The 25,119-nt window shown below is 41.1% G+C and carries 21 protein-coding genes and 1 other annotated feature; of the genes, 2 read left to right on the top strand and 19 right to left on the bottom strand.

What is annotated here, in order from left to right; genetic code table 11:
- Nucleotides 1-33 precede the first annotated feature (33 nt).
- Both BA1_RS08870 and hemA read right to left on the bottom strand, forming a co-directional pair.
- The gene (locus BA1_RS08870; protein WP_008357950.1) at nucleotides 34-864 is read right to left on the bottom strand and encodes a cytochrome c biogenesis protein; all 831 of its coding nucleotides are present in this window, start codon (nucleotides 862-864) and stop codon (nucleotides 34-36) included.
- 7 nt (nucleotides 865-871) lie between these two features.
- Complete coding sequence (gene hemA, locus BA1_RS08875; protein ID WP_008357953.1) at nucleotides 872-2,239, bottom strand: glutamyl-tRNA reductase; 1,368 nt, start codon at nucleotides 2,237-2,239, stop codon at nucleotides 872-874.
- 240 nt (nucleotides 2,240-2,479) lie between these two features.
- Between hemA and BA1_RS08880 the strand changes: the two genes are divergently transcribed.
- Nucleotides 2,480-2,965, top strand: coding sequence for a hypothetical protein (locus BA1_RS08880; RefSeq protein WP_008357955.1), 486 nt, complete (start codon nucleotides 2,480-2,482; stop codon nucleotides 2,963-2,965).
- A 216-nt stretch (nucleotides 2,966-3,181) separates the two neighbouring features.
- Here BA1_RS08880 and BA1_RS08885 read toward each other — a convergent pair whose 3' ends face one another.
- From BA1_RS08885 to ilvE, 17 genes are all read right to left on the bottom strand, one after another.
- The gene (locus BA1_RS08885) at nucleotides 3,182-3,577 is read right to left on the bottom strand and encodes a glycine-rich domain-containing protein (protein WP_008357957.1); all 396 of its coding nucleotides are present in this window, start codon (nucleotides 3,575-3,577) and stop codon (nucleotides 3,182-3,184) included.
- Entirely contained in the window at nucleotides 3,578-4,726 is a 1,149-nt protein-coding gene (locus tag BA1_RS08890; protein WP_008357959.1) for an MFS transporter, read from the bottom strand. It lies immediately after the preceding gene.
- A gap of 72 nt (nucleotides 4,727-4,798) precedes the next feature.
- Nucleotides 4,799-4,939: a hypothetical protein gene (locus tag BA1_RS19020; protein WP_155887859.1), complete on the bottom strand. Its 141-nt coding sequence runs from the start codon at nucleotides 4,937-4,939 to the stop codon at nucleotides 4,799-4,801.
- Nucleotides 4,940-5,169: 230 nt separating this feature from the next.
- Nucleotides 5,170-5,757, bottom strand: a complete 588-nt coding sequence (gene yihA / locus BA1_RS08895) for a ribosome biogenesis GTP-binding protein YihA/YsxC (RefSeq protein WP_008357961.1) — start codon at nucleotides 5,755-5,757, stop codon at nucleotides 5,170-5,172.
- Nucleotides 5,754-8,078, bottom strand: coding sequence for an endopeptidase La (gene lon / locus BA1_RS08900; RefSeq protein ID WP_008357962.1), 2,325 nt, complete (start codon nucleotides 8,076-8,078; stop codon nucleotides 5,754-5,756). Before lon ends, yihA begins: the two co-directional genes overlap by 4 nt.
- 171 nt (nucleotides 8,079-8,249) lie before the next feature.
- Complete coding sequence (lonB, locus tag BA1_RS08905; RefSeq protein ID WP_008357964.1) at nucleotides 8,250-9,911, bottom strand: ATP-dependent protease LonB; 1,662 nt, start codon at nucleotides 9,909-9,911, stop codon at nucleotides 8,250-8,252.
- Between the two features lie 136 nt (nucleotides 9,912-10,047).
- On the bottom strand, nucleotides 10,048-11,313 hold the full coding sequence (gene clpX / locus BA1_RS08910; RefSeq protein WP_008357967.1) for an ATP-dependent protease ATP-binding subunit ClpX: 1,266 nt from the start codon (nucleotides 11,311-11,313) through the stop codon (nucleotides 10,048-10,050).
- 251 nt (nucleotides 11,314-11,564) lie between these two features.
- Nucleotides 11,565-12,839 (bottom strand): trigger factor, encoded by a 1,275-nt coding sequence (tig, locus tag BA1_RS08915; RefSeq protein ID WP_008357969.1) that lies wholly within the window; start codon nucleotides 12,837-12,839, stop codon nucleotides 11,565-11,567.
- A gap of 241 nt (nucleotides 12,840-13,080) precedes the next feature.
- Entirely contained in the window at nucleotides 13,081-14,088 is a 1,008-nt protein-coding gene (ddcA, locus tag BA1_RS08920; RefSeq protein WP_008357970.1) for a DNA damage checkpoint antagonist DdcA, read from the bottom strand.
- Between the two features lie 127 nt (nucleotides 14,089-14,215).
- Entirely contained in the window at nucleotides 14,216-14,815 is a 600-nt protein-coding gene (gene leuD / locus BA1_RS08925) for a 3-isopropylmalate dehydratase small subunit (RefSeq protein WP_008357972.1), read from the bottom strand.
- Between the two features lie 13 nt (nucleotides 14,816-14,828).
- The gene (gene leuC, locus BA1_RS08930) at nucleotides 14,829-16,244 is read right to left on the bottom strand and encodes a 3-isopropylmalate dehydratase large subunit (RefSeq protein ID WP_008357974.1); all 1,416 of its coding nucleotides are present in this window, start codon (nucleotides 16,242-16,244) and stop codon (nucleotides 14,829-14,831) included.
- Nucleotides 16,245-16,286: 42 nt separating this feature from the next.
- The gene (gene leuB, locus BA1_RS08935; RefSeq protein WP_008357976.1) at nucleotides 16,287-17,384 is read right to left on the bottom strand and encodes a 3-isopropylmalate dehydrogenase; all 1,098 of its coding nucleotides are present in this window, start codon (nucleotides 17,382-17,384) and stop codon (nucleotides 16,287-16,289) included.
- An 18-nt stretch (nucleotides 17,385-17,402) separates the two neighbouring features.
- Nucleotides 17,403-18,956 (bottom strand): 2-isopropylmalate synthase, encoded by a 1,554-nt coding sequence (locus BA1_RS08940; protein WP_008357978.1) that lies wholly within the window; start codon nucleotides 18,954-18,956, stop codon nucleotides 17,403-17,405.
- Entirely contained in the window at nucleotides 18,943-19,971 is a 1,029-nt protein-coding gene (ilvC, locus tag BA1_RS08945) for a ketol-acid reductoisomerase (RefSeq protein ID WP_008357979.1), read from the bottom strand. Before ilvC ends, BA1_RS08940 begins: the two co-directional genes overlap by 14 nt.
- Nucleotides 19,972-19,989: 18 nt before the next feature.
- Nucleotides 19,990-20,508: an acetolactate synthase small subunit gene (gene ilvN, locus BA1_RS08950; RefSeq protein ID WP_008357982.1), complete on the bottom strand. Its 519-nt coding sequence runs from the start codon at nucleotides 20,506-20,508 to the stop codon at nucleotides 19,990-19,992.
- Nucleotides 20,505-22,229 carry an acetolactate synthase large subunit gene (ilvB, locus tag BA1_RS08955; RefSeq protein ID WP_008357985.1) on the bottom strand — a complete coding sequence of 575 codons (1,725 nt, stop codon included), beginning with the start codon at nucleotides 22,227-22,229 and terminating at the stop codon, nucleotides 20,505-20,507. Before ilvB ends, ilvN begins: the two co-directional genes overlap by 4 nt.
- Before the next feature lie 122 nt (nucleotides 22,230-22,351).
- Nucleotides 22,352-22,599, bottom strand: a binding site (T-box leader).
- A gap of 8 nt (nucleotides 22,600-22,607) precedes the next feature.
- Entirely contained in the window at nucleotides 22,608-23,522 is a 915-nt protein-coding gene (gene ilvE / locus BA1_RS08960) for a branched-chain-amino-acid transaminase (protein WP_008357987.1), read from the bottom strand.
- Between the two features lie 432 nt (nucleotides 23,523-23,954).
- Here ilvE and BA1_RS08965 point away from each other — a divergent pair, with 432 nt between their 5' ends.
- Nucleotides 23,955-24,998: a lactonase family protein gene (locus BA1_RS08965; protein WP_008357988.1), complete on the top strand. Its 1,044-nt coding sequence runs from the start codon at nucleotides 23,955-23,957 to the stop codon at nucleotides 24,996-24,998.
- Nucleotides 24,999-25,119 lie beyond the last annotated feature (121 nt).

The raw sequence follows: 25,119 nt of genomic DNA on the forward strand, positions 1-25,119 counted from the left end.
TCTTCCTCCCGACAATGCCCTTAAGACTCATCATTATTGAAACCAATGAAAGGTTGATAAGCTCCCAAGCAGAAAATAATTGATCATCAGCACAAGGAATGAAGCGACATTCCAGCGTGCCACGATTTTGCCCTGCATATTCCTCACCAATCTAATGTATAAGTAAAAGCCGTATAAAAACAGCATAATAAACGAACCAAGCACCTTGGCATCTGTCCAGTACAACGTATCATACGAAATATATGCCCATATAATACCAAGAATTAAACTAAGCAGGAGCATGGGTACGCCAATTATATTTAATACGTACGCCATATGATCAAGCTTTGATAGGTCTTCAATTCTTAGAAGCCATTTTCCCCATTTTTTCTTTTTCAGCAAACGGTATTGAAAGAGATAAAGAAGTGAAAAAGCAAATGAAAGTGAAAAGGCACCGTACGATAAAATGGCCATCGTAATATGAATGACAAGCAGCTCACTCGTCAGTCTCCCCGTCAATTCCGCAGAATGGAGATCAGATGGTGTAAAGGTGTGAATCGCCATCATGGAAAAACCAATCACATTTGTAAAAAAGACAATAAATTCAACGCGTAATACTTTTGTGAGAACGAGTGACAGTGTCACAAGCACCCATGTATAAAAATATAACCCCTCTGCTACATTCAACACAGGGAATCGGTCTGTTTCCATCATAATATAAAACATGTAGACTGTTTGCAGCAGCCAGACAATAGAAAGCAACCAGAAAGCCATTTTTCCAGCCTTCCGGTTGTGTTGAAGAAAATCTATGAAATAGAACAAGACACTGAGTGCATAAATCAAGGTCGTCGCTTCGCCTAGTCTCGCTACAATGGATTCCATCATCGCCTAATCACTCACTGGCAACTGTAGCAAAGCCTTGTGCCATATTTGATTTGAACAGCTGAAATGACCCTTGATCCACCTGCATCGGCTCTACCTTTTGTTCTTCATCTTCAACCTGTAAATCAAAGATTTCTTTAAAGAGTAAAAGCTTTTCCTCTGCATTCGGTTCCCCGGCAATTTCTTTTGCCTTTAAAATAGGATCTTTCAGCATTTGATTGATGATGCTTTTCGTATGCTTATTTAACAGCTTCATTTCACGATTTGTAAGGTTTGGAAGCTTTCGTTCAATGCTTTGCATCGTGTCTGCTTGAATCGAGAGTGCTTTTTCTCTTAAAGCAGAAATGACTGGAACCACTCCGAGCGTATTGAGCCATTGCTTAAATTCTACAATTTCAGCTTCAATGAGGAGCTCCACCTGCTCAGCCACCGCACGGCGTTCTTTTAAGTTAGCTGCCACAATGCCTTCTAGGTCATCAATGTCATACAAAAAAGCACCTTCTACTTCAGAAATGGCTGGATCTAAATCACGGGGCACTGCAATATCTACCATAAATAGCGGTCTGCCTTTGCGCTGTTTGTTCGCATTTTCGACCATTTCTTTTGTAATGACAAATTGCTTAGCACCTGTTGAGCTAATTAAAATGTCCGCTTCAGATAATGTCTTTTCTAATTGGTTTAAACTCTTAGGCTCTCCTGAAAAACGGCCGGCCAGTTCTTTTGCCTTCTCATACGTTCGGTTGATGACCGTCACATGACCAATTCCTTGACCTTGAAGGTTTTGCGCCGCAAGCTCGCCCATTTTACCCGCACCAAGAATAAGGACATGCTTATCAGAAAGACGTCCAAAGATTTTTTTCGCAAGTTCCACTGCCGCATAGCTGACAGATACAGCATTAGATGCAATATCTGTTTCCGCATGAGAGCGCTTCGCCACGGTGACCGCCTGCTTAAATAAATAATTGAAAACGGTACCAATGGTTTTCTCCTCTTGAGCTAGTTTAAAGCTGGATCGCACTTGACCGAGTATTTGTGTTTCACCAATGACCATGGAATCAAGTCCGCAGGCCACACGGAATAAATGCTCAACCGCACCATCGTTTTCATAAAACTTCAAATACGGAGATACATCTTCTTTTTCTAAACCGAACCAATCTGCTAAAAATCTTTTTATATAAAACCGACCAGTATGAAGCTGATCTACTACTGCGTAGATCTCTGTTCGATTACATGTTGAGATGACGATATTCTCTAGAATGCTTTTTTCTTCTTTAAGCTTGGACATCGCTGTTCCGAGCTCGCTCGGTTCAAAGCTTAGCTGTTCCCGTATCTCAACAGGGGCTGTTTTATAATCTAAACCCACAACAAGAATATGCATAACTTCAGCTTGCACCCCCAACGCCCTGTCTAATTTATAATAATTACAATATAGAATTTATTATTTATAATGATTATAACATATATTCATTTTTAACTGGATAAAAATTGTGAACAGATTTCAAAAATGTTGTGATATAGTAGAAAAATGTTCGACATCAGATGCCATATCATCACTTCAAGCAATTTATCAGATTTGGCGAGTGTGAACAAATGATCTGCTTAAAAGAAGGTGACATCTTTGAAGAAGAAATCCATTTTGCTGCCGCTCACATTGCTGGCTGTAGCGCTATATGCCATTCTCTCAGGAGGTCAATTTGACATTTGGAAAGACCAGGAGAAATGGTATACACTTGTACTGCTTTTTGGCCTTGCTTTCTTATACCAAGGAAAGAAGGAGCAGGAAACCTCTCATGTGTTTATCGGTATGCTCATGACGGGCCTTGCGCTACACTTTATCCTTCAGCCAAAATTGGACCACTGGCCAGACACATTTACAATGATTGTGTTCATCGTCGGCCTTGCGCTTTTCATGAAATCATCTCAGAAAAAGGAATATCGTATCGAAAGTCTAGTTCTCATTGCACTTGGCCTGTTCCTTTATTTCTTTCAGCAAATTACAAAACAGCTGAGCACGCTCTCGATCCCTACTTCCGGTTTTGAATTGTACTGGCCATATGTACTGATTGCCATCAGTCTCCTCTTATTATTTTTAAAAAGGAAATAACTTATACAATCAAAATGTTTAATAAGCCATCAATTGGTTGTTGTATAAATGTTTGTAATCACATCTTAAGAGAACAGTTTCATTGATGATAGACGACAATAACCGCCTTATCTGCAGTTGCTTGTGTAGCAACATTTTTGCAGGTAAGACGGTTTTGTTTTTCTTTCCTCATGTCAAAATGATATGAGTGTCGATGCCAAACAATTAGTCTCAATTTTACGTTTTCCTCTCAAGCTCATTTTCGTCAGGCAATCTAAAACCAAATTCTTTTTCCCACAAATCATTCCCGCTATCAAACATTTCATTTAATATATCAACTTCATCAGCTTGGTTCCCAAATCCAGCATCATGGGCTAAAATAATGCCGAAATACGACATACAATCGTAGTAATAGTTTTGCGGTAATAGCATATGTAAATGCCAAACCTCATCAATTTCAGTATTTGGGGCAAAAGAACGATCAGGATATTTTTTTATCATAAACCAAAATTTTTTGTATTGATCTACTAATCGAGTGACATTCTCTTTGCTCATTCCTTCAAAATAGTGACCAAACTTCAAACACGCTTCTACTAAGTCCACCGAAAAGTCAGGATAATCCACTTTATCCATTCATTGAATTCCCCTTTTTAAAATATTTTTTAGAATCAAAAATCGAATGATCCCTATACAAAGACATAATGGCATGATGTCATGAATATTGAAAAATTTTGAGCTTTCCAGCATGAATGTAATCACTGTAATAATCAATATCGTTCCTAACTGATTCAATGTATTCATACCTGCGAGCGCTACACTTCTATAGTGAGGCTCAAAAAAAACTAAAAAAGATGATTTGATTAAACTCATAAACAGCGGGTTAATGAGTGTCAAAATAAAAAAACCAATTAAAAACAACGAACTATTGGGCGCTAAAATCATTAGAATTAACCCAAACATGAGATATATTGTTATAAAATAGATCTTCGAATGGATTTTTTTTATATCCATTCTTCGGATCAATAGATTTCCTAGTAAAACCGATCCCCCGCCAATTAGCCAAAATAACGATACAGTGAAATCACTTGCAGAAAACGTTTCTTTCAGAATAATAAACGAGTAATTCATTACAATAGGTAAAAACATCCCATCAATAAGCATGATGAACAAATAATTCTTTGGTGTTTTTTTGAATATTCCAACATTCGCAAAAGATAGACTTTCGATTTTCAACTGGGCAACAATTGGATATAAACACTCATACACCAACAAACCAATAAAGAAGACCAGAAAAAAAAGATACATTTCCGCTCCAAAGAATATAAACAAAATGGGCCCACTAAAGAAACCAATTGTTTTAGCTGAAAGCAAAAACATATTTCGGTATGCAATATCTTTGTGGGGTTGATTGGATAAATACATGTTAAAACCTGATTCTAAAATAAACGATAAGCCATTTATAAAAAATTGAAAAGCAAGCATTAAGAAAAACATGAGATTAAATAATTGATTGTTTAAAGCAAAAAACGAAGCAATGGTTAAGGTGGACAACGTAATGACGAAAAATTTTGCCGTGTATCTAGATAAGACTTTAAATAAATAATTGCTCACAATATTACTTAAAATAAACGAAAAGCCACCAACCAGATACATACTGCCTGAATAAAAATATGAACCAGTCATTTCAAAAAAATAAAGAGGCAGTCCAGTCCAAACTAATGCCCCTATGAAAACGATCATAGTATCCAAATAGACAAATGTATTCACGTTCCGAATGTTCATGTACACTATTCCTTATTTAAGTGTTAAGAAACAGAGATTTTAAAAAACCTCTGTTTCTCATCATATTCTCTCTTATTTTTTCTTTAATTCCTTTTGCATTTCTTTCATTTCATTGAGCGAGTAATTATAGCACGTTCTCGCCTTCAGTTTTGATTGCCTTTCCTTCATTTCATTTAGTGAGTAATGATAACAAGTTCTTGCTTTTAATTTCATTATGACCACTCCTATCTGAAATATTTTCAAATTCATATTATCAAAATTACTTTTATTTGTAAATATGGTATTTAATTGACATGTTGTATCTTTTTAATTAATTTTCAGCACGCAACCATTTGAGTATTTCTAGAAACAAAAACGAATCATTCAAGTTCTACGTTTTTTCTCGACATATGAAAAAAAGCTGTAAGAAAACAAATGTTTTCTTACAACTTTTTATAGACTTCTTAGCTGTTCACCTTCGCAAGGATCGCATTCCAGGCTTCCTCTTTTCCCTTTTTTGTTTCAGAAGAGAATAGGATTAATTCATCTGATGGGTCAATATCGAGTGTCTGCTTGACGACCTTCGCATGTTTTTCCCATTTGCCTTTTGGAATTTTATCCGCCTTTGTCGCAATGACGATGACAGGAACCCCGTAATATTTAAGGAATTCATACATGTTCACATCATCTACTGATGGCTTATGACGCAGGTCCACAATTTGGACGACTGCTTTTAATTCTTCACGCATCGTAATATACGTTTCGATCATTCTGCCCCAAGCTTCTCGCTCTGTTTTTGATACTTTGGCAAAGCCGTAGCCTGGTACGTCCACAAAATGGAGCATATCATTAATAATGTAGAAATTAAGCGTTTGGGTCTTCCCTGGTTTAGAAGACGTACGTGCTAAGTTTTTACGGTTAATCAATGAGTTAATGAACGATGACTTTCCAACATTTGATCGTCCAGCAAGAGCGATCTCTGGCAGTCCCCCGCTTGGGTACTGCTCTGGTTTCACCGCACTAATGACGATATCTGATTTTGTTACTTTCATCTTCCCTCTCCTACTAACGCTTTCTCAAGCACCTCATCTACATGTGAGACCGGAATAAAGGTCAGTCCTTCTCTCACACTTTCAGGAATATCATCAATATCCTTCTCATTGTCCTTTGGAAGAATAATCGTTTTCAGTCCTGCACGATGTGCGCCTAATGCTTTTTCTTTTAATCCGCCAATTGGAAGCACTCTTCCTCTTAACGTAATCTCTCCTGTCATACCAACATCTCTTGATACAGGACGTCCTGTGAGTGCTGATACAAGAGCGGTCGCAATGGTAATACCAGCTGATGGCCCGTCCTTTGGAACCGCACCCTCTGGAACATGGATATGAATATCATGCTTTTCATTAAAATGAGGATCAATGTTTAGGTCATCTGCTTTTGAACGGATATAACTGAATGCCGCCTGCGCAGATTCTCTCATGACATCACCAAGCTTACCAGTGAGCAAAAGCTTGCCTTTACCTGGCGAGAGTGAGACTTCAATGGATAAGGTATCTCCACCTACTGAGGTATACGCAAGTCCTGTGACAACGCCCACCTGATCTGTCGTTTCAGCTTGACCATAACGGTAAAGTCTTTTTCCGAGATATTCAGATAAATTCTTTTCCGTCACTGTGATACGCTTACGGTCTTCAGCCACAATCGCTTTTGCCGCTTTTCGGCAAATTGCCGCCAGCTGACGCTCTAACCCGCGGACTCCTGCTTCTCTTGTGTAATAGCGAATGATATCGTAAATCGCTGCTTCACGAAGCTGTAAGTTCCCTTTCTTTAATCCGTGCTCCTTTAGCTGCTTCGGCAGAAGGTGATCTTTCACAATTTCTGCTTTTTCAACTTCCGTATATCCTGCAATCGTGATAATCTCCATTCTATCACGAAGTGGACCAGGAATGGTTGCTAAATTGTTGGCAGTTGCGATAAATAACACTTGAGACAAATCAAATGTCTCTTCAATATAATGATCGCTAAAGTTATGATTTTGCTCTGGATCTAACACTTCGAGCATTGCAGATGAAGGGTCGCCTCTAAAGTCAGAAGACATCTTATCGATTTCATCTAAAAGAAATACCGGATTCATCGTGCCAGCCTTGCTCATCCCGCGAATAATACGGCCCGGCATCGCACCTACATAAGTTCTTCGATGACCACGAATTTCAGATTCATCACGTACACCGCCAAGTGAGATACGGATAAACTTTCGATCCAGTGATTTTGCAATGGATTTTGCCAGTGACGTCTTCCCTACTCCTGGAGGTCCAGCGAGGCAAAGAATCGGTCCCTTTAATGAATTTGTCAGCTTCTGTACAGCAAGATATTCAAGCACACGTTCTTTAACTTTTTCAAGCCCATGATGCTCTTCATCTAAAATTTCACTTGCCAGCTTTAAGTCTAGACGATCTTCTGTATAGATGCCCCAAGGCAGATTGATCAGCCAATCAATATAATTTCGAATGACAGAGCTCTCAGCAGAGCTTGATGGAATTTTTTCATAACGATTCAGTTCTTTTAATGCCGTTTCACGAACAGAATCCGGCATGCTGGACTCTTCAATTTTAGCCATTAATGAACTGACTTCGCCTGTTTTTCCTTCTTTGTCTCCAAGTTCCTTTTGGATGGCTTTCATTTGTTCACGCAAATAATATTCTTTTTGCGTTCGTTCCATTGAACGTTTGACGCGCTGTCCGATTTTCTTTTCAATCTCCAGCACTTCTTTTTCATTGTGGATCAGGCTAATCACCCGATTCAGCCGCTTTTTGACATCGACTGTTTCCAGCACTTCTTGTTTGTCTTTTAATTTGAGCGGCAGGTGAGAAGCGACGATATCTGCCATTCTGCCAGGTTCCTCAATATCCGTTACCGTTGCATATGTTTCAGCTGAGATTTTTTTAGAAATTTTTATGTACTGATCAAAGTGATCTAACAACGTGCGCATGAGTGCTTCTGCTTCTGCGTCCTTTAATTCTTCTTCTGCCAGCTCTTTAATATCGACTGACGTATAGTCCTCCAGCTCCACGTACGATTCGATCTGTGCTCGGTTTAAACCTTCAACAAGTACACGAATCGTTCCATTTGGCAGTTTCAGCATTTGTTTAATTTTTGTGTAGGTGCCGACTTTAAAAATTTCCTCTTCACCTGGTTCATCTATTGAAATTTCCCGCTGTGTTGCTAGAAAAATCATATGATCGTTCATCATGGCCTGTTCTAATGCTTGAACAGACTTCTCGCGTCCAACGTCCAAATGCAAGACCATTGTTGGATAAACAAGCAAACCTCGCAATGGAAGGAGCGGAACATTCTTTTTGATTTCATCTGCCATGTTGATAGACACCTCCGTCACTAGTATGAATCATTATAATATACCTGTTTCAGTCTTGTACAATGTAAAAGACTTGAGAAATGATGATCTTACCGTAGTATACCCTTTCTTTTTATCCTGAAAAAGAAAAAAAGATCTATTTCACTAAAAAATCCCCATATGAGATGGGGATTAAACAGATTTTCTTTTCATTTCTTCTTCTAGTCCGTCTTTCTTCTCATCTGGCGGATTGATCAAACAATGATCCAGCACCTCTTGGAAGTGCTTCACAGGCACAATCGTAACCCCTTCAATCTCTTTTAGAATCGACTGCTGGTTGTCATAAGGGATGATCACTGTTTGAACACCAGCTTGTTTAGCTGCCTTAATTTTCGGTATCACACCGCCGATCGGTTTTACCTGGCCCTGCAATCCAATCTCACCGGTCATCGCTGTCAGATGATTAATTGGAATCTGATGAATGGCTGAGAAAATCGCTGTGGCCATCGCAATTCCGGCAGACGGGCCATCAATCGGAGCACCGGCTGGAAAGTTAATATGGATATCATATTCATTTGTCCGTATGCCTAAGTTTCTCAGCACGGTTAATACATTTTCAACAGAGCCTTTCGCCATACTTTTCCGTCTGATGGACTTAGACTGATTGCCAATGCTTTCTTCTTCTGCAATGCCCGTAATATTGATACTGCCTTTTTCAAGCGCTTTACATATGTTCACTTCAATTTCAAGCAAAGCGCCGCTGTTCGGTCCATAAACGGCAAGACCATTTACGACTCCTACCTTTGGCTTTTCCGGTACTTTTTGTTCATATCTTGGTGTCAGCTGGCTTGAATGAATCACCCACTCTATATCAGCGATCGTAATGTCTTTTCGGTTTTCAGTGACAGCCATACCAGCTGCGATCTGCACCATATTGACCGCTTCACGCCCATTTTTTACATAAGACGTTAACAGGTTCAAGCCTTCATCACTTAATTCCTTTTGTATTTTTTGGACAGCTTTCGCTGCGACTATTTTGAGCTCGTGCTGATCGAGGTCCTTAAAGAAAATTTCCAAACACCTCGACCGAATCGCTGGTGGAATTTCATCCGGTGTTCTTGTCGTAGCACCAATCAATCGAAAATCAGCCGGCAGTCCATTTTGGAAAATATCATGAATGTGATTTGGGATTTGCGTATTTTCCTCACTGTAATAGGCACTGTCTAAAAACACTTTTCGATCCTCAAGCACTTTGAGCATTTTGTTCATTTGAATCGGATGCAGTTCTCCAATTTCATCAATAAAGAGAACCCCGCCATGAGCGTGTGTGACCGCTCCTTGTTTAGGCTGCGGAATGCCTGCCTGTCCCATTGCCCCTGCTCCTTGATAAATCGGGTCATGCACAGAACCGATTAAGGGGTCTGCGATGCCTCGTTCATCAAATCTTGCGGTTGTGGCATCAAGCTCTACAAACACTGCATCTTTTTTAAATGGCGAGTCAGCATGGCGCTTCGCCTCTTCCATGACAAGACGAGCAGCAGCTGTTTTTCCAACGCCAGGCGGTCCGTAGACGATGACATGCTGCGGGTTCGGTCCGCAGAGGGCGGCTTTGAGTGCACGAATGCCGTCTTCTTGTCCTACAATATCTTGAAACCCCTTTGGCCGGACTCTCTCTGATAAAGGCTCACTCAGCTTAATTGATCTCATCTTTCTAAGTGCTTCCATTTCCTTCTTTGATTCTTTGTCAATCGTCACCTTTTGTGTGCGTTGATTTCGCAGTAAGTTCCAAAAGTACAGCCCGATGACGATACCAAAGAACAACTGTATGAATAATACGATTCCTGTCCAGCTCAATCGGTGCTCCCTCCTTCATCTATTGTATGTATTGGTTTCTGTCTGCTAGTATTTCCTAGAGCTGGACGGAATAAACACAACTTCCACGATAAATAAAAAACTCCTGAATCAAAAGATTCAGGAGTGATCCATTGGCTTACGCCGATGTTTTTGTATCTTTATTCACAACTGTACCGTCTTTTAACACAAGACGCGGTGGCTCACCATCAGCAACCGTTGCACCAGTGATGACACATTTTTCAATATCATCACGAGATGGAAGGTCAAACATCACATCAAGCATGATGCCTTCAATGATGGAGCGAAGACCACGAGCACCCGTTTTACGCTCAATTGCTTTTTTCGCAATTTCGCTAAGAGCATCCTCTTCGAATACAAGCTCTACATCGTCAAGCTCAAGCATTTTTGTATACTGTTTGACTAGCGCATTTTTAGGCTTCGTCAAGATTTCTACAAGTGCTTTTTCATCTAACGGCTCTAGGCTTGCAATCACCGGCAGACGGCCGATGAATTCTGGAATTAAACCGAAGCGAAGCAAGTCTTCTGGCAATACTTTTGATAGAAGAACTTCTTTTTCAAGGTCTTCGACTTTATTTTCTGCACCGAATCCAATGACTTTTTGCCCTAGGCGGCGTTTGATGATTTGCTCAATACCATCAAAGGCTCCACCACAAATAAAGAGGATATTTGTTGTATCAATTTGAATGAATTCTTGATGAGGGTGCTTACGACCACCTTGAGGCGGTACACTAGCGACCGTTCCTTCTAGAATTTTCAAAAGGGCTTGCTGTACACCTTCCCCAGATACATCACGAGTGATAGAAGGGTTTTCTGATTTTCTTGCTACTTTATCGATCTCATCGATGTAGATAATGCCTTTTTCCGCTTTTTCTACATCATAATCCGCTGCTTGGATCAGCTTTAGTAAGATATTCTCTACGTCTTCACCAACATAACCTGCTTCAGTTAGTGACGTTGCATCTGCAATCGCAAATGGAACATTTAAAATGCGAGCAAGCGTTTGAGCAAGTAATGTTTTACCGCTTCCTGTTGGTCCAATCATCGAAATGTTACTTTTCGAAAGCTCAACATCATCAATCTTGCTGTTGGAATTGATCCGTTTATAATGGTTATAAACCGCTACAGCTAAGGATTTCTTCGCTTTCTCTTGTCCGATGACATATTCATCAAGAATCTCCCGAATTTCATGAGGTTTCGGAACATCCTTGAATTCAACTTCTTCCTCTGTACCAAGTTCTTCTTCAACTATTTCCGTGCAAAGCTCGATACATTCATCACATATATATACGCCAGGTCCTGCGACCAGTTTACGCACTTGATCTTGCGTTTTTCCGCAAAACGAGCATTTTAATTGACCTTTTTCCTCGTTGAATTTAAACATTCTTTCACCCCTTATTCTTCTTCACTTGCCTGTAGCTAACAGTCAGCTACCTTTTTGGGTCCAGTATGTATGCATTTTACCATACTTTCCTAAAAGACGGTAATGATGTGTTTCTAACACTGCACATTGAAATATGTATGACAGAAAAGCGTGACTTACACTATCGTTTCCAAAAGAAGCGATGATAAGTCAAAAATTGTACAAAACAAGGCACGAGTCACTCGCGCCCTGTTTTATTATTATGCACCATATTAACGGTTTTCTACAAGAAAATCAATTGCTTTACGAACTTTTAGATCTTCTTTCATTGCGTCAGTAGATCCAATCGCTTGTTTGATATTTTCAATTGGCATGTTGTATGCTTCAGCCATTTTTGAAAGTTCTTCTTCCACTTCTTCGTCAGACACTTGTAAGTCTTCGGCAGCAGCAATTGCTTCAAGAGTGAGGTTAGATTTTACACGTTTAGCAGCATCTTCTTTCATTTGCTCTTTAAGCGCTTCTTCATCTTGTCCAGAGAATTGGAAGTAAAGCTCAAGGTTCATCCCTTGCATTTGAAGACGTTGTTCGAATTCTTTCATCATACGGTCAAGCTCTGTGTCAACCATCGCTTGTGGGATGTCAACTTCCGCATTTTCAGAAGCTTTCGCAACTAGCTCTTCACGAAGTTTTCCTTCCGCTTCGTTTTCTTTTGCTTCTTCAAGACGTTTCTTCGTTTTTTCAGTTAATTCAGCAATCGTTTCTACTTCTTCATCAACATCTTTAGCGAACTCATCGTCAAGTGCTGGAAGTTCTTTTGCTTTGATTTCATGAATTTTCACTTTGAATACAGCTGGTTTACCTGCAAGGTCTTCAGCATGGTATTCTTCTGGGAATGTCACTTCTACGTCTTTTTCAGCGCCTGCTTCAAGACCAACTAATTGCTCTTCGAAACCAGGGATGAATGAACCAGAACCTACTTCAAGAGAGTAGTTCTCCGCTTTTCCGCCTTCGAATGCTTCTCCATCAACGAATCCTTCGAAATCAAGAACAACTGTATCGCCGTTTTCAATTGCGCCTTCTTCTTTGACAACAAGCTCAGCTTGACGGTTTTGCATTGCTTTTAACTCTTCTTGTACATCTTCATCAGTGACTGTTGTGTCGTCTTTTTCTACGTTAAGACCTTTGTAGTCACCAAGTTTCACTTCTGGCTTCACTGTTACTTTTGCAGTGAAGATTAAGCTTTCGCCTTTTTCGATTTTCTCAACATCGATTTCAGGGCGGTCAACTGGTTCGATACCAGCTTCGTCGATTGCTTTTGGATATTCAACTGGAAGAAGAATATCTAATGCATCTTGATAAAGAGATTCTACTCCAAAACGCTGCTCGAAAAGACCACGTGGTACTTTCCCTTTACGGAATCCAGGAATTGATACTTGCTTAACCACTTTCTTAAATGCATCATCAAGTGCTTTGTTAAATGTTTCAGCGTCAACTTCTACAGTTAAGACACCTTCGTTACCTTCTTGTTTTTCCCATTTTACTGACATGTGTGTTTCCCTCCAAAAATCTATTCAGATTGTGCGTTGTTACATTCTAAAGCATCACAAAGACTTCGTCCAATCAAAAAACCACGCACTCCGCTAAAGCAGCGGTATTATGTATACAACATTTGACTTGATTATACATATCGTCTTTCAACCATTTGAATCGTACAACTACACGATATAAGCACAAATACAACCATTATATTATAACATAACAAGTCCGTCTTTCAACTAAATCGACAAATTACAAATAAGAAATTTCTTCAATATCTTTCAGCATTGTACAAGCCTCTCTCAGCTCTCGTTCGTTAAAATCATACAATAGATGCAATTCTTCAAGGTCAATTTCGATCCCATGCATTTCATAGCCGACTTTATGAAGTGACGCTGCCCAAAGGTTTGGATCAGTATATTTTGGAAGAAATGGATAAAGCACAAATAAGTGTCTGCGCCATAACTCTTCCACCCCTTGATAAAGGGTTGGATTCTCATTGCCGAGTGTGTCATCCAGCAAACGCAATACTTGCTGAAGAAGCGGCATCTGCTCTGGCTTCACCGCCTCCGAAGGAACAAGCGTTAAAGAGTCTCCGAATTTTGTCACATGAACCGGCTTTGCCACATCATGGTCTGACAAGAGCTGTAAGATCAATGATTTGACCAAAGGGTTTCCGTCAGGTTTCTGTAAAATTGTATTTAATAGACCCATGTGCGGTGTAATATTGCGGTCTTTTAAAGAATGGATAAACTGCACCTGCTCTTCTGGCCGCTCCAGCATATCATCTATATTGATTTCACCGCTGTCATTCTCGTCTTCGTCTAAAATCTCTTCCGGCGATTCAATCATCTTTCTGCTAAATTCAAGCAGCTTATAAAAATGCTCCGCACTTTCTGCTGGAAGGTGGTTCTCCTCGAGTACAGCCTCAATCGTCTGTTTGACTTCCTCGTATTCTTTCAGCTGAATTAAGATGGTCATATATACTTGAAGCACTGTGAAGTAGTGACCATATCCTTCATTTAACATCTTTTCACACACACGCTTTGCATCCTGCAGCTCACCAAGCTCTAGAAAACAAATCGCCATACCGAGGTGAATATCGGATTCTTCATCGTCATCATAAGATTTCGCTTCAGAAAATAAGTGAAGCGCCTCTTGATACTGTTTATCTTTTAATGCTGCCATTCCTTTTTCAATCAGTCTTTCTTTCAGACCAGGAAACAAAATGACATTATCTTTCTTCTTGTCATGTTTCATGCTTACGTTCCTTTCGGGCGCATATTTTTTATCAGTTTACCAACGAAGGTTAGTAAACACAAGTAACGAGAGGTTTTCATGAAAAAAAAAGAAGCTGTCTCACCTCGGGCGGACAGCTTCTCGTTGTTTATGCACGCAGCCAGCTGCTGCGCTTTTCTTCAAATGCCTGAATCTCATCTTCTAGTAACAATGTTAATGAAATCTCATCATAGCCATTCAGGAGCATTTCTCTCCAGTGAGGATCTACATCAAAAGGAGTCATGTTCCCTTCGTGGTCTTGAATCTGTTGTTTTTCCAGATCAACCGTCATCTCATATCCTTTGTTTTCATATGATGCAGCAAATGTTTTCCACACATCATAATCAAGACGAATCGGAAGCATCCCGTTTTTAAAGCAGTTTTGATGAAAAATATCTGCGAATGATGGCGCAATGACAATTTTGAAGCCATAATCATCTAGTGCCCAAGGTGCATGTTCCCTTGATGAGCCGCAGCCGAAGTTTTCTCCTGCGATCAAAATGGATGCTCCTTCATAAATCGGCTGATTCAGCTCAAAATCTGGATTCAGGCTGCCATCATCTAAATAACGCCAGTCAAAAAAGGCAAATCGGCCATAGCCTGTTCGTTCGATTCTTTTCAAAAATTGCTTCGGAATAATTTGATCTGTATCTACATTAATACGGTTAAGCACAGCGGCTTTTCCTTTATGAGTGACTAAAGGCTCCATCTATGACAACTCCTTACACGACTGTTTTCTCTTGATTAAACTTCCTGACATCGACAAATCGGCCATGTATTGCAGCCATTGCAGCCATTGCCGGGCTGACAAGGTGTGTTCTTGCGCCTTTCCCTTGACGCCCTTCAAAGTTACGGTTTGATGTGGACGCACAGCGTTCGCCTTCTGGCACCACATCGTTATTCATGCTCAGGCACATACTGCAGCCAGATTCTCTCCATTCAAAACCTGCTTCAAGGAAAATTTCATGAAGACCTTCTTTTTCTGCTTGCAGTTTGACACTTTGAGAGCCAGGCACCACAATCGCTCTAACATGATCAGCTACTTTTTGTCCTTCAATCATAGAAGCTGCTTGGCGTAAATCAGTCATTCTTGAGTTCGTACATGAGCCAATAAATACATGCTCAATCTTAATATCTTCAATACGCTGATGCGGGTGAACTCCCATGTATTCATAAGCACGCATGGCTTCTTTTTGATCATCTTCTTGTGCAAAATCCTCTGGTCCTGGAATCGCTGCATCCACAGGGAGCACCATTCCTGGGTTAATCCCCCACGTCACCATTGGTGAAATCTCATTTCCATCTAAAACAATGGTTTTATCGTAGGTTGCACCCGGATCTGTTCTTAGTTCTTTCCATTCTTTAATGGCTGCTTCGAAATCTTCACCCTGCGGTGCATATTTGCGTCCGCGGCAATATTCAAAGGTCACTTCGTCAGGTGCGATCAATCCTGCTCTTGCACCTGCTTCAATCGACATATTACAAACGGTCATCCGCTCATCCATTGACATGTTTCTGAATACTTCCCCAGTGTATTCAATGACATAGCCTGAACCGAACTTCACGCCATGTGCGCCAATGACTGCTAAAATGACATCTTTGGCTGTTACCCCTTTTTGAAGCTTTCCGTCTACTCTAATTTCTAGTGTTTTCGGACGCTGCTGCCAAAGTGTTTGTGTGGAAAGTACATGTTCAACCTCACTTGTACCGATCCCGAAGGCAAGTGCGCCAAATGCGCCGTGTGTGGATGTATGACTATCTCCACAAACGATTGTTTTCCCCGGAAGTGTCAAACCAAGCTCTGGTCCAACGACATGAACAATTCCTTGGTCTACACTGTGAAGGTCAGCTAGACGGACTCCAAATTCAGCACAGTTGCGCTCCAAAGCACTAACTTGCTTCTTTGCAATCTCATCTTTGATCACAAATCGATTCACAGTCGGAATGTTGTGATCCATCGTTGCAAATGTGTTTTGAGGCCTTCTCACCTTGCGTCCTTTTTGTCTTAATCCTTCAAATGCTTGAGGTGACGTCACCTCATGCACCAAGTGCAGATCAATATATAAAAGGTCTGGTTTTCCCTCGCCGTTTTTCACAACATGCTGATCCCATATTTTTTCGATGATTGTTCGAGGCATAACCCTTTTTCCTCCCTCTACCTAATTCAACAAGATTTCTATTTATACAGTTGTTTTCGTGCGCTGTTTAAGTGCGTCTACAACGGCTGTCGTAATTTCGTCAGTCGTTTGGTACGTTCCCTCTTTTGCTGCTAAGTCCTTTGTTCGTTTGCCAGAGGCAAGAACGGCTTCGACGGCTTCTTCGATTGCAGCCGCTTCCTTTTCTAATGCAAAAGATGTTCTTAGCAAGCTGGCTGCTGATAAAATGGTAGCCAGAGGGTTTGCAACGTTTTGCCCCGCAATATCGGGTGCTGAACCATGAATCGGCTCATATAAATGGAGTCCGGTGCTTGATAAACTAGCAGATGGCAACATACCGAGTGAGCCAGTAATCATAGAAGCTTCGTCACTTAAAATGTCCCCAAACATATTCTCTGTCACGATGACATCAAATTGAGCGGGCTTATAAATAAGCTGCATGGCAGCATTATCGACGAGCATGTGCTCATATGCGACTTCTGGATATTGGGAAGCAACTTCTTCAACCGCATCCCGCCATAGTTTACTAGAAGCAAGAACATTCGCTTTATCCACAGACGTTACTTTTTTCCGTCTCGTTAACGCCATGTCGAACGCTTCTTTTAATACACGGACAATCTCTTCCTTTGTATAAAGAAGCGTATCAACAGCAGCTTCTTTGCCTTCATCATCCGTATAGCGCTCGCTAGGTTCACCAAAATAAAGGCCTCCTGTTAATTCACGAACGATGACAAAATCTACTCCGCTAATATGATCCTGTTTTAACGGTGAAGCCTCGCTCAAGCTATCAAATACTTTGACAGGACGGATGTTTGCAAATAAGTCCAGCTGTTTACGAATAGCGAGCAAGCCTTTTTCCGGGCGAAGTTCTGGCGGATTTTGATCCCACTTAGGTCCGCCAACTGCTCCTAATAAAATCGCATCTGCGCTTTTACACACATCTACTGTTTCTTTAGGAAGCGGATGGTTTTTTTCATCTATCGCTATACCGCCAATGAGGGCTGTTTCGAATTCAAATTCGTGTTGAAATTGAGCCGCTGTTTCTTGCAAAACAGCGACTGCTGATGTCACGACTTCCGGTCCGATTCCATCGCCGGGCAAAAGTGCAATTTTCTTTTTCATGAGTCCCTTCCTCCTTTCCTATGAGATTGCGTGATGTTTCTCAATTTCAATGAGATTTGATTTAAAGATTAAATGCCTGTTCACCGCATTGACGTAAGCTTTAGCCGATGCTTCCAGCACATCTTGCGCTACACCGCGTCCTGCTGTTTCTTTTCCTTCTATTGAAACAGTGACATATACCTCCGCTAGCGCGTCTCTACCTTTTCCATTTGATTGAATACGGTAGTCTAGCAAATGAATTCTTTCCTCCATACAGCGCTCGAGTGTGTTGTATACAGCTTCTACACTGCCAGCACCTGTAGCTGCTTCTTGAATGAGTTCCTGCGTTTCTTGGTTTTTAAGAGAAACCGTCGCAGTTGGCATTTGTTCTGTCCCATAGTGGACTTGAAGGCTTTCAAATTCATAGCCGATTTTACGGTCTGCTACTTTTTCTTCTAATATAATAGAGATCAAATCATCATCTGTGATTTCTTTCTTCTTCTCTGTTAAGTTCTTAAATGTTTGGAAGAACTTATTGATTTCTTCTTCAGTTAGTTTAAAGCCTAGTGTTTTCAAGCGGTCTTTAAACGCATGTCTTCCGGAGTGTTTACCAAGGACAAGCACATCTGTTGTGACACCTACAAGCTCTGGAGAAATAATTTCATAGGTTGTTTTTTCTTTGAGGAAACCATCTTGGTGAATGCCTGATTCATGTGCAAACGCGTTGTTTCCAACGACTGCTTTATTACGCGGCACAATCATACCTGAGTATTTGCTCACTACATCACTTGTGCGCTTAATTTCATTCAATTGAATCGTTGATTCGACCTGATAAAAATCTTTTCGAATGTGAAGAGCCACTGCAATTTCTTCTAAAGCGGCATTCCCTGCTCGCTCTCCAATCCCGTTGACAGCCGTTTCAATTTGATCCGCTCCATTTTCAATCGCGGCAAGTGAGTTTGCCACCGCCATCCCTAAATCATCATGACAATGTGCTGACAAATTCACGCGGTCAATATTTGGAACGTGTTCCTTCATATATTTAAAGATATTTCCGTACTCTTTTGGCGCCAAGTATCCAACTGTATCAGGTAAGTTAATGACACTGGCTCCTGCATCAATGACCTTTTCTACAATTTCTGCTAAGAAAGCTAGATCGGTACGGCATGCATCTTCTGCTGACCACTGAACAACTGGAAAACGTTCTTTTGCGTATTTCACCATTGAAACAGCCTGTTCCACAACTTCTTCACGTGTTTTCTTTAGTTTATGCTTAAGGTGAATATCAGAAGTTGCAATAAAAACGTGGATTCTTGGTTGCGCCCCATCTTTTAGCGCCTCCCATGCAGCATCAATATCACCCTTCACACATCGTGCAAGCCCTGCTACAGAACAGTTTTTGATGGTTCTTGCAATTTCTTGTACACCTAAGAAATCCCCTCGGGATGAAGCGGGAAAACCCGCTTCAATGATATTTACCCCAAGGCGCTCAAGCTGCTTTGCAATGATTAGCTTTTCTTGTGCATTTAAGTTCACTCCTGGTGATTGCTCACCATCTCGAAGTGTTGTGTCAAAAAAATTAATTTTTCGCACCGACGCTCACCGCTTCCTTTTTCTTTCCTTGTTTAACGAAAGGCATCATTTCACGAAGCTTTCTTCCTACGATTTCAATTTGGTGCTCACTTTCACTTGCATTGATCGCATTGAAACGTGGACGATTCACTTGGTTTTCAACGATCCATTCTTTTGCAAATGTTCCGTTTTGGATGTCAGTCAAGACTGCTTTCATTGATTCTTTTACTTTTGCATCAACAACGCGTGGTCCTGATACGAAGTCACCCCATTGTGCCGTATCAGAGATTGAATATCTCATGCCTTCTAATCCTTCTTCATACATTAGGTCAACGATCAGCTTCAGCTCATGTAAACACTCGAAGTATGCAAGCTCTGGCTGATATCCAGCTTCTGTTAACGTTTCGAATCCTGCTTTTACTAATGAAGTAAGACCTCCACAAAGTACTGCTTGCTCACCGAATAGATCTGTTTCCGTTTCTTCTTTAAATGTTGTTTCAAGTACACCCGCTCTTGCTCCGCCGATTGCCTTTGCATAAGCAAGTGCTTTGTCTTTCGCTTGACCTGATACATCTTGGTAGATGGCAAATAGTGCAGGTACACCAGCGCCTTGCTCATAAGTTCTTCTTACAAGATGTCCTGGACCTTTTGGAGCCACAAGATACACATCTACGTCACTAGGAGGAACAATTTGATGGAAATGAACGTTGAATCCGTGTGCGAATACAAGTGAGTTACCTGCTTCTAATTGATCTTTGATTTCTTCGTCATATACTTTCTTTTGCTGTTCGTCTGGAAGTAAAACCATCACAACATCTGCTTGTGCTGCTGCTTCTTTTACTGTGAACACTTGATGGCCGTCTTCTTGAGCTTTATTATAAGAACCACCTTTTCTCACGCCGACGATCACATCTACGCCGCTTTCTTTTAAGTTTAGTGCATGTGCATGACCTTGTGATCCGTAACCAATGATGGCAACCTTTTGACCGTTTAATACGTTTTCTTGAATATCACCGTTATAATATACTTTTACCATTTGACTCTCTCCTTTTGTTTAGACAATTGAAATTGTTTTATTTGTTTGCGGCTTTTGCTGATTATCTCTCGCAAAGGCCGTTGTGCCAGTTCTGGCGACTTCTTTAATGCCATATGGCTTAAGTAATTCAATGAGTGCTTCAATTTTTGAAGACTCACCTGTCACCTGAATGACGACACTCTCTCTGCTCACATCGACAATAGAAGCTCTAAAAGGCTCAATGACCCCTGTGATTTCCATTCTAGATGCTGGTGCAGATACGACTTTTATCAAAGCCAGCTCTCGCTGAACGATTGATTGGTTTGTAATATCAATTACTTTGAGGACATCGATTTGTTTGTTGAGCTGTTTTGTCAGCTGTTCGATGTCTTTCTCTTGGTCTACATGGACGACGAACGTGATGCGTGATACATCTTGAATCTCAGAATGGCCGACCGTAATGCTTTCAATGTTATAATGTCTTTTTGTAAAAAGGCCTGTGATTCTGTTCAGTACGCCTGATCGATTTAATACAGTCAACACAATAATTCTTTTCAAGGTTTCACCCCCACCATCTCATGAAGTCCTTTCCCCGGCGCTACCATCGGGAATACTTTCTCATCTCTCGCTACATTGACATCGATGAAAACAGGCTCTCTAGACGTTAACGCTTCTTCAAGCTTTTCTTTCGCTTCTTCGTCTGATGAAATTCTGATTCCTTTAATGCCATAAGCTTCAGATAATTTTACGAAGTCTGGCTGCTCTGAAAATTTAGAATGTGAGTAGCGTTCTTCGTAGAAAATTTCTTGCCATTGTCTTACCATTCCAAGACTGTGATTATTGAGAACAATCACTTTCACTGGAAGGTTCAGCTCACGGATAACGGCAAGTTCTTGCAGGGTCATTTGGAAACCTCCGTCTCCTAAAATCGCCACAACGGTTGCCTCTTGATCAGCTAGCTGTGCGCCAATGGCTGCCGGCAAACCAAATCCCATTGTGCCAAGCCCTCCAGATGTTACCCACTTATCTGCATTTTCAAATGGGTAGAATTGTGCAGCCCACATTTGGTGCTGTCCAACATCTGTTGCGACAATGGCTTCACCTTTTGTAAATTGATGAATGTATTCGATCAGCTTTTGAGGCTTAAAGCCCTCAGCATCGTTTTCAACGTACCAAAGTGGATATTCTTCCTTCCACTGATCTAGCTGGCTTCTCCACTCATCTGATTCACCTTGTTTCCCGTCCTGCTTGATCAGCTCTTGAAGCACTAGCTTACTGTCGCCAACAACCGGGATATGCGTGTGAATGTTTTTGCCAATTTCCGCTGGATCGATGTCAATATGAGCAACCTTCGCATGCTTTGCAAAATGATTGAGGTTGCCTGTTACCCTATCATCAAATCTAGCTCCGATTGAAATGAGCAGGTCACATTGATGAAGCGCCATGTTTGATGCGTATGTGCCGTGCATCCCTGCCATCCCAAGGAAAAGTGGATGCTTAGCCGGAAACCCGCCAAGTCCAAGGAGCGTATGAGCAACCGGAATTTGCTGCTGCTCCGCATACTTTCTTAATTCTTCTGACGCTTTACCATGAAGAACGCCAGCTCCTGCTAAAATGACTGGTTTCTTTGCTCTGCTTACAGCTTCTACTAATTTGCGAATTTGCAAATAGTTCGGCTCGATTTTGGGCTGATAGCCAGGTAAATCAATCGGCTGATCGTATTCAAATGTTCCTTCAATGCTTGCGACATCTTTTGGAATATCAATTAAGACTGGACCAGGTCTGCCTGTTGTTGCGATGTGGAACGCCTCTTTAATGACACCTGGTAAATCTTCTGGACGTCTGACCTGATAGCTGTGCTTTGTAATCGGCATTGTGATACCGAGTACATCTGCTTCTTGGAAAGCATCTGATCCAATGACTGAGGTCGCCACCTGTCCTGTGAATACAACAAGAGGCAGTGAATCAATCATTGCATCTGCAATACCTGTAACAAGGTTTGTCGCCCCCGGTCCTGATGTTGCAATCACAACGCCTGGTTTACCAGATACTCTTGCGTACCCTTCTGCTGCGTGAATCGCTCCTTGCTCATGCCTTGGCAGAACATGAAATAAACCAGAATCGTAAATTTTATCGTAGATTGGTAAAACGGCTCCGCCTGGATATCCGAAAATGACTTCTACTTTTTCTCTTTTGAGTGCTTCAATTAACATGAGTGCACCGTTCATCGTTTGTGGTGCAGTTGATTTTTCCGTCTCCACTTGTACATTTGTCCCCATTTGATTTCCTCCTCTTTGTCTTGCTTCAGTCAAGTTTTTTCACCCTTTTCCATTCAAGATCGAGATATGAGACCATATAAAAAAGCCTTCTCACCCCACAATGACACTACTTTTCACTAGGTCAAAGGGGCGAAAAAGCTTTGTTTTTCGCGGTACCACCCTTGTTCACGGCAAATCATGCTGCCGTCTCATGGACATCTTTCGTCCATTTTGGTAACGAGTGAAGCAATGTCACTCGGCCTGCCCTACTATCATTTCAAGCAGACACTCAGAGGTGAGTTCACTTTAGAAAGTAACACCGGTTTTCAGCTAGCACCGGCTCTCTGTAGATACTGACTCTAAAGCTACTATTCCTCTTCAACGTTTATCGATATCTATTTAGCTTGCGTGAATGTTTTCATCTGCAAAGACTACTTTTTCTCCTTCTTCAACGACTCGCTTACGGAATTGTTCAAGAAGTTTGTTTGTGTGGAATCCTGGCTTTCCTTCACCAATTGTACGACCGTCAACTTTGACAACGGCTATGACTTCAGCTGCGGTTCCTGTCAGGAAGACTTCTTCAGCTGTATACACATCATGTCTTGTGAATGGTTCTTCTTTCACTTCGTAGCCTAGGTCTTCTGCAATCTCCATGATGGCATTTCTTGTGATGCCTTCAAGTGCGCCGATATAACCTGGCGGTGTATAAAGCTTGCCTTTTTTATAAATAAACACGTTGTCCGCAGAACCTTCTGCCACGTACCCTTGATCGTTCAGCATCAGCGCTTCACTTACACCAGCCATTTGGGCTTCGATTCGGACAAGAATGTTATTCAAATAATTTAATGATTTCACTTTTGGACTGAGTACATCCGGACGATTTCGTCTCGTTGGTACTGTCACAATATCAATACCTGTTTCATATAGGTGCTTTGGAAAGATGGCCAGCGGCTCTACAATGATCACTGTGTTGGCTCTCCCGCAGTTGTTAGGATCTAAACCAAGATCACCCGCTCCTCTTGAGACGACAAGACGGATGTAGGCATCCTTTAGGCCGTTCCTTTCAACTGTATGAATCATTTTTTCAGTGAGTTCCTCAAGTGAATATGGAATGTTCAGCATAATGGATCTGGCGGAATCATACAGGCGGTCTAAATGCTCTTTCATTCGAAAGATATTTCCGTTATACACGCGTATTCCTTCGAACACACCGTCACCATATAAGAAGCCATGATCATAAACTGAAATTTTCGCATCCTCTTTTTTCACGAGTTCATCGTTTAAAAAGATCCACTGTTCCTTTTGGTCTTCCATTTTCAGTGAGCACCCTCTCTTTCAATCAAGAAGTAGTTGAATTTTCTGACACTTAATTTTGAAGTTTCTCTCGCATGCTCTGCGTGTTTGTTTGCTTTTGTTGAACCCATCTTACGTCGCTTTCCATGCAGTGTCAACAGCATTTTTAAAATTATTAGACAATTTAGACTAATCAAAATAAAATGTATACGCTTACACCTTTGCTAGACAAGGAATAAAAAAACTTTAATTTTTTTGTATTTTCTCTTCAATTTATTTACTTTACATGAACGGTTTTCTTTTGAACAAACTTTTGTGATATTTTTTCACATGGTTTTTGATGAATGTTGTCAGATTTCATCTTTTTTGTTTTTTCATTCGGAATGCCTTTATAAAGCGTTTTCCTATCAAATTATGATAGAATGAGAGCATCTTATAGAAGGAGGGCAACACATGGCTAACATCAGAGGTTATATCGGAACGTATACTAAGGGAGATAGCAAAGGAATCTATTCTTTTACATTAAATACGGACAAGCAGCAGATTGAACAAGTAGAAGTGGCTGCTGAACTTGAAAATCCTACATATTTAACAGTCTCAGATTCTCAAAAATTTGTGTATGCTGTTGTCAAAAAAGGATCGCAGGGCGGTCTTGCTGCATATCAAATTGATCCAGAAACCGGCGCACTGAGTTTCATCAACCAAGAGCTTGCCGATGGCGCTTCTCCTTGTCACGTCAGTGTGGACAGTCAAACGAAAACAGCTTTTACAGCGAACTATCATAAAGGAACAGCAGAGATGTATGAAATCGATGCTGAAACCGGCTCAGTCATCCGCACGCTGTCACAGGCGCAGCATGAAGGAACTGGCCCTAACGAAGACCGTCAAGAAAAACCGCATACGCACTTTATGGGTCTGACACCAGATGAACAATTTGCAGTGGCTGTTGACCTTGGAACAGACGGGATTTATACGTACAAGAAAGAAGACGGCAAGCTCGAGCTCGTTCATACATTTGAAACAAAACCAGGTAGCGGTCCGCGCCATATCACATTCCATCCAACGAAACCGGTGGCATATGTCATGACAGAGCTCAGCTCAGAGGTTATTGTGCTTCGTTACTTTGAAGACGGTCATTTTGAAGAGATTCAAACGATTGCAACCATTCCAAGTGACTTTACAGAGAACAATCAAGGCAGCGCAATTCATGTCTCTTCAGACGGCAAATTTGTATATACAGGAAATCGCGGACATGACAGCATCGCAATTTTCAAAGCAGATGCGAACGGCAAATTAAGCCTTGTCGAGATCGCTTCATCTGAAGGAAATTGGCCTAGAGACTTTGTTCTTGACCCAACAGAAGAATTCCTTGTCGGTTCAAACCAAGAATCTAGCAATCTTGTATTATACAAACGCGACAAAGAAACAGGACGACTCACTGTCTTACAATCAGACATCACCGTTCCTCATCCAGTTTGCGTGAAATTTTTAGGGTAATGAAAAAAAGCCTCCGTTTTGGAGGCTTCAGATTGTTGACAAAGGGCTAAAATGATCTTTATTTTAGCCCTTTATCTTCTTTTCAGCGTCAACTGAAAACCTTTGCAGTCTAGGAAGGACG

The organism is Bacillus xiamenensis, assembly GCF_000300535.1.
Lineage (GTDB): Bacteria > Bacillota > Bacilli > Bacillales > Bacillaceae > Bacillus > Bacillus xiamenensis.

Excerpts from the sequence above, each read along its gene's own strand:
- BA1_RS08870 (WP_008357950.1), bottom strand. The coding sequence starts at position 864 with ATGATGGAATCCATTGTAGCGAGACTAGGCGAAGCGACGACCTTGATT.
- hemA (WP_008357953.1), bottom strand. The coding sequence starts at position 2,239 with ATGCATATTCTTGTTGTGGGTTTAGATTATAAAACAGCCCCTGTTGAG.
- BA1_RS08885 (WP_008357957.1), bottom strand. The coding sequence starts at position 3,577 with ATGGATAAAGTGGATTATCCTGACTTTTCGGTGGACTTAGTAGAAGCG.
- BA1_RS08890 (WP_008357959.1), bottom strand. The coding sequence starts at position 4,726 with ATGAACATTCGGAACGTGAATACATTTGTCTATTTGGATACTATGATC.
- BA1_RS19020 (WP_155887859.1), bottom strand. The coding sequence starts at position 4,939 with ATGAAATTAAAAGCAAGAACTTGTTATCATTACTCACTAAATGAAATG.
- yihA (WP_008357961.1), bottom strand. The coding sequence starts at position 5,757 with ATGAAAGTAACAAAATCAGATATCGTCATTAGTGCGGTGAAACCAGAG.
- lon (WP_008357962.1), bottom strand. The coding sequence starts at position 8,078 with ATGGCAGATGAAATCAAAAAGAATGTTCCGCTCCTTCCATTGCGAGGT.
- clpX (WP_008357967.1), bottom strand. The coding sequence starts at position 11,313 with ATGTTTAAATTCAACGAGGAAAAAGGTCAATTAAAATGCTCGTTTTGC.
- tig (WP_008357969.1), bottom strand. The coding sequence starts at position 12,839 with ATGTCAGTAAAATGGGAAAAACAAGAAGGTAACGAAGGTGTCTTAACT.
- ddcA (WP_008357970.1), bottom strand. The coding sequence starts at position 14,088 with ATGAAACATGACAAGAAGAAAGATAATGTCATTTTGTTTCCTGGTCTG.
- leuD (WP_008357972.1), bottom strand. The coding sequence starts at position 14,815 with ATGGAGCCTTTAGTCACTCATAAAGGAAAAGCCGCTGTGCTTAACCGT.
- leuC (WP_008357974.1), bottom strand. The coding sequence starts at position 16,244 with ATGCCTCGAACAATCATCGAAAAAATATGGGATCAGCATGTTGTGAAA.
- leuB (WP_008357976.1), bottom strand. The coding sequence starts at position 17,384 with ATGAAAAAGAAAATTGCACTTTTGCCCGGCGATGGAATCGGACCGGAA.
- ilvC (WP_008357979.1), bottom strand. The coding sequence starts at position 19,971 with ATGGTAAAAGTATATTATAACGGTGATATTCAAGAAAACGTATTAAAC.
- ilvB (WP_008357985.1), bottom strand. The coding sequence starts at position 22,229 with ATGGGGACAAATGTACAAGTGGAGACGGAAAAATCAACTGCACCACAA.
- ilvE (WP_008357987.1), bottom strand. The coding sequence starts at position 23,522 with ATGGAAGACCAAAAGGAACAGTGGATCTTTTTAAACGATGAACTCGTG.
- BA1_RS08965 (WP_008357988.1), top strand. The coding sequence starts at position 23,955 with ATGGCTAACATCAGAGGTTATATCGGAACGTATACTAAGGGAGATAGC.